This is a genomic window from Variovorax sp. 01T439_2 (assembly GCF_056398445.1).
On the sequence record NZ_JBFTPJ010001050.1, the window covers coordinates 1 to 3332 of the forward strand.

Below are 3332 nucleotides of genomic sequence, written 5' to 3' on the forward strand. Positions count from 1 at the left end.
CGCGATGAAGCGGTGCTGGCATGGTCCTGGGGCCGCGTGGTGGTGCAGCCCACCACCGCGGCGCCGCCCACTGCAACGGCACACGCGAGCGCAAGGTTTCTGAACTGGATGGATCGCATGACGCTCTCCTTTACTGGCTGGAACGATGGAAAGGCCGAGGCGCTTTCTTCTTTCGCGGCCCTCGGCAGCCTGTTCGAACAGCCATGCTAAGACGGCAAAATACCGCTGGAGCCGACTTGGGAAAACGGCCTACGCGAAGTCGAGCCATTGGCGAACGAGGGCCCGGCGTGGGGAAACTACCTTGTCGGCATGGCACCTGCAGCCCGGCCACCCGCGGCTGCGGCGGCGCCTGCGCGGCGTGGAAGAATGAAGCTCCTTCTTCCAGCGCCGCCAACGCAGGCGGCCCCGACCCCATGCCCCAGCCCACTGAAGACCGGATCACCGAAGCCGCCATCGTGGAGGCCGCCCACGCGCTGCGCGCGCCGGCCGTTCGAATGCTCGAGCAGCTCGTTGCGCATCCTTCGCTGCTGGGACACGAGCAAGGCGCGCAAGCCTTCATGGCCGAGACCTTCACGAAGCTGGGCCTGCGCGTGCACCAGTTCGAGATCGACGAGCAGAAGATCCGCCAGCATCCGGGCTACTCGCCCTCCATCGTGCCGTACGAAGGGCGCACCAACGTCGTGGGCATTCACCAGCCCCGCGGGCCGCAGAAGGGCCGATCGCTGATCTTCAATGGCCACATCGACGTGGTGCCGACCGGCGCCGGGCTGCTCTGGAAGCACCCGCCCTTCCAACCCGTGATCGAGGGAGACCGGCTCTACGGCCGCGGCGCGGCCGACATGAAGGCCGGCATTGCGGCCTACACGATGGCGTATGCGGCGCTGCAGTCGCTCGGGCTCGAACCGGCATCGCCGGTGTTTTTTCAGTCGGTGGTGGAAGAGGAGTGCACGGGCAACGGCGCACTGGCCTGCCTGGTCGAGGGCTATCGCGCCGACGCGGCCATCATCCCCGAGCCGCTCGGCGGCGTGATGACCTGCCAGATGGGCGTGCTGTGGTTCGCGCTCGAGGTGCTGGGCAAGCCGGTGCATGCTTCGGTGGCCCAGACCGGCGTCGGCGCGATCGACTTCTCGCTGTATCTTTTCTCTGAACTCAAGAAGCTCGAGCAGCGCTGGAACGAGCCCGCCAACCGCTATCGCAGCTACGCGCACCATGCGCATCCGATCAACTTCAACCTCGGAAAGATCCAGGGCGGCGAGTGGGCTTCGTCGGTGCCCTCGGCCTGCCTCAGCGACATTCGCATCGGCTTCTATCCCGACATGAACGTGGCCCGCGCCAAGGCCGAGGTCGAGGCCGTGCTGGCCGCCGCCTACGCTGCGCATCCGGCCCGCGAGAGCCTGCGCTACCGGCTGATCTACGAAGGCTTCCAGGCCGACGGCTTCGACCTCGGCCTGGATTCGCCGATCGTCTCCGAGCTCTCGAAGTGCCACCAGGACATCGTCGGGCAGCCGCTCGAACCCACGGCCTTCACGGGCACGACGGACGCGAAGTTCTTCAACATCTATGGGCAGACGCCCGCGGTCTGCTACGGCCCCACGGGCTCCAGCATCCACGGCATCGACGAGTGGGTTTCCATCGACAGCCTGGTGCAGGTGAGCGCCGTGCTGGCGGTGTTCATGGCGCGCTGGTGCGGCGTCGAGCGCGTCGATTGATCGATCGAGACCGAAGAAGAAGCGTCGTGTCACACCCGCGCGGCGAAGCTCGTTTTACGATGCAGCCACGCCGTTCGCGTGGACGGCCCGAACCCGCAAGGAAAGTGAATCAAAAAGAATGCATCCGCTGAATCTCGCGCTCTTCGATGCACTTGCGGCGGGCTTTTCTCCCTCGCCCGCGGTGCTCCAACTGGCGTCGGCCATCGCGGTGGGTTCGTCGTGGGCATGTGCAGCAGCGGAGGAGCAGCTTCGCTGGTCTCGCAGGAGATCGCTGCCTCCGTGGGCGTGCCGCGTCCCTTCATGATGGGGCTGAGCCCTGCGCACGTTCCCCACGGCCTGCGCGCGGGGCTGCCCAGCACGCACGCCTCGGTGATGTTCACCATAGCCTTCATGCTGCTGCTGCGGCGCTCCATGCGCGACGTCGGGCTCGTCATTCTTGCCGCCGCCTTGGCCACGGGCTGGGCTCGCATCCATGTCGGCATTCATTTTCCGTTCGATGTCGCGGCGGGCGCGCTGCTGGGTGCGGCCATTGCCGCGGCGCTGTTTGCGATGCAGGCGATTGCGCCGAGGCTCGCGCCCCAGGCTGCAGCAGCCCTGGCGCGGCCGTTGCGCGCCCTGGCCGACGGCAGGGCCGGGCCATGCCTGGTGATGGTGTTCGTGCTGGTTGCCGCGTGGGTCGGATCGAATACACCCGGCATGGTCGGGCCGGGCATGCTGGAGGAAGACGGGCCGGTCGAGAAAGGCACGGTGCTCTTGTACCTGGCCGCGGTGCTTTGCCTGCCGATGGTTCGCATGGCCTCTCTCTCGCGCCTGGACCGCACGGCCATCGGCGTCCTGCTTCTTGCCTTTGCAGCGCGCGAGGCCGATTGGCACCTGGCGCATTTCGGCGCCGCCGGCCTGCTCGAAGCGCCCCTTCCGCGGGTGCTTGCCGGTGCGGCCATCCTCGCGCTCATTGCCACCGCAGCCGGATGGCTGGCCAGGCGCGCATGGTCGGCCAGCCGCGCGATGCGCTCCTGGCGCCAATGGCGCCCAGAAGCCGCCACCTCGCTGACCTTCGTTGCGGTGATCGGGGCCGCGGTCATCCTCGACCAGTTGCCCGCTTCGCTCGCAGGACTGCAGCCGGACCTGCTCGCCGTGGGTTCTTCTTCCGCGGCCTTTCGCAGCTACCTGATGCACAGCTTCGAGGAAATCCTGGAGCTGGCCCTGCCGGTGCTGGCGCTGCTGGCCATCCTGCAGGCGAGACTGGGCGGAAGCCGGGATCCGGCTCCCGGCGGCATCGCGCGCTCGTACGCATAGCGCGCGTGCGTACAGCCCAAAGAAAAACGGGTTGCACCGTTTCTGATGCAACCCGTTCTTTGACTGGCGGAGYGGACGGGRCTCGAACCCGCGACCYCCGGCGTGACAGGCCRGYATTCTAACCARCTGAACTACCACTCCTGGTAGACAACGTTCACTCCTTGCGGAGCCAAGTGCTGACGACTTGTGCCTGCTTCACTTGCGCGAAACTGGCGACCCTACGGGGATTCGAACCCCKGTASYCACCGTGAAAGGGTGRTGTCCTAGGCCTCTAGACGATAGGGTCAAAACCTTAGGAACCGTGCTGCGATCAGCACTTATCTTCTC

At 66.6% G+C, this 3332-nt stretch carries 2 protein-coding genes and 2 tRNA genes; 2 read left to right on the forward strand and 2 right to left on the reverse strand.

Annotation, left to right across the window (positions count from 1 at the left end):
* Nucleotides 1-413: 413 nt before the first annotated feature.
* Both AC1DOC_RS31675 and AC1DOC_RS31680 read left to right on the forward strand, forming a co-directional pair.
* Complete coding sequence (locus AC1DOC_RS31675; protein WP_478079365.1) at nucleotides 414-1709, forward strand: ArgE/DapE family deacylase; 1296 nt, start codon at nucleotides 414-416, stop codon at nucleotides 1707-1709.
* Between the two features lie 225 nt (nucleotides 1710-1934).
* The gene (locus AC1DOC_RS31680) at nucleotides 1935-3005 is read left to right on the forward strand and encodes a phosphatase PAP2 family protein (RefSeq protein WP_478131340.1); all 1071 of its coding nucleotides are present in this window, start codon (nucleotides 1935-1937) and stop codon (nucleotides 3003-3005) included.
* Between the two features lie 64 nt (nucleotides 3006-3069).
* Here the strand turns inward: AC1DOC_RS31680 and AC1DOC_RS31685 are convergent.
* Together AC1DOC_RS31685 and AC1DOC_RS31690 are read right to left on the reverse strand one after the other, a co-directional pair.
* A tRNA-Asp gene (locus tag AC1DOC_RS31685) sits at nucleotides 3070-3146 on the reverse strand.
* Nucleotides 3147-3215: 69 nt separating this feature from the next.
* Nucleotides 3216-3291: transfer RNA gene (locus tag AC1DOC_RS31690), tRNA-Glu, on the reverse strand.
* Nucleotides 3292-3332: the final 41 nt, after the last annotated feature.